This is a genomic window from Klebsiella sp. A-Nf5, assembly GCF_002810545.1.
Taxonomy (GTDB): Bacteria; Pseudomonadota; Gammaproteobacteria; order Enterobacterales; family Enterobacteriaceae; genus Klebsiella; species Klebsiella variicola.
The window spans coordinates 1-798 of sequence record NZ_PIOG01000038.1; the positions used below are offsets into that span (position 1 = coordinate 1).

Sequence of the window (798 nt, forward strand, 5' to 3'; positions counted from 1 at the left end):
GCTCGGATCGATAAGCCAGGCGCGACTTAAGAACTGTTCGTCACCGTGCTGGAATACTTTAAAGAACAGTACGTTAATCGAGATGCCGTTCTTACTCAGATAGTCGACGATGCGTTCGGTGGAGGGATCCAGCTCCGCTGCAACAATAATAATTTGATGTGACTTGTTGATGGAATCGTCTTCCAGCTCGGCGTTGAAGCGTTGTCTAAATGCGTCGCCCAAATTTCCACCACCAGAGAATCTATCGTAAATCTGCGACAGACGCTCGGCACTTAAATCATCCACCCATGAGGCGTAATCCAGTGCTTGGGCAACGACTTCACGCGGCGTGCGATCGCGTTTTAGCTCAATCAGGATCAACGAGGCATCCGGCGCGATAGCCAGCAGATCGATACGCCCTTTGTCGAGCGTATTTTCCTGATGGCCGATAATCATCCACTGATCGGAAAGGATAGTAGGGTCGTTTAAAATCATCTTTTCCAGCAGTTGCTCGCTGGCAAGTTTGCTGATGGTTAGCGGCTGAGGGTTCTCCCCTATCCGCCAGATTGCATGATGTACCGGCATCGTCTGATCCTTAGTTTAATGCTGCGTCGGTAAGGGCATCTGCCAGGCGGAGCTGGGTTTGCTGGGCAGATCGCAGACGGGATTGAAGGGATTCACAAAAACTCAAAAGAACATTGACCCTGGCCCAAATTCAGTGCAGTGCTAAATCAGAGATCTTCGTCTTTCCGGAGACTTCGGATGAATTCAGCCGGAGTCATGTCATTTAATGATGAATGTGTTCTCTCATGATTATAT

The 798-nt window shown here is 49.2% G+C and carries 1 pseudogene; it reads right to left on the reverse strand.

Features of this window, described 5'->3' with window-relative positions:
* Positions 1–564: pseudogene (locus CWM53_RS04445) on the reverse strand (nuclease); the annotation flags it as partial.
* Positions 565–798: the final 234 nt, after the last annotated feature.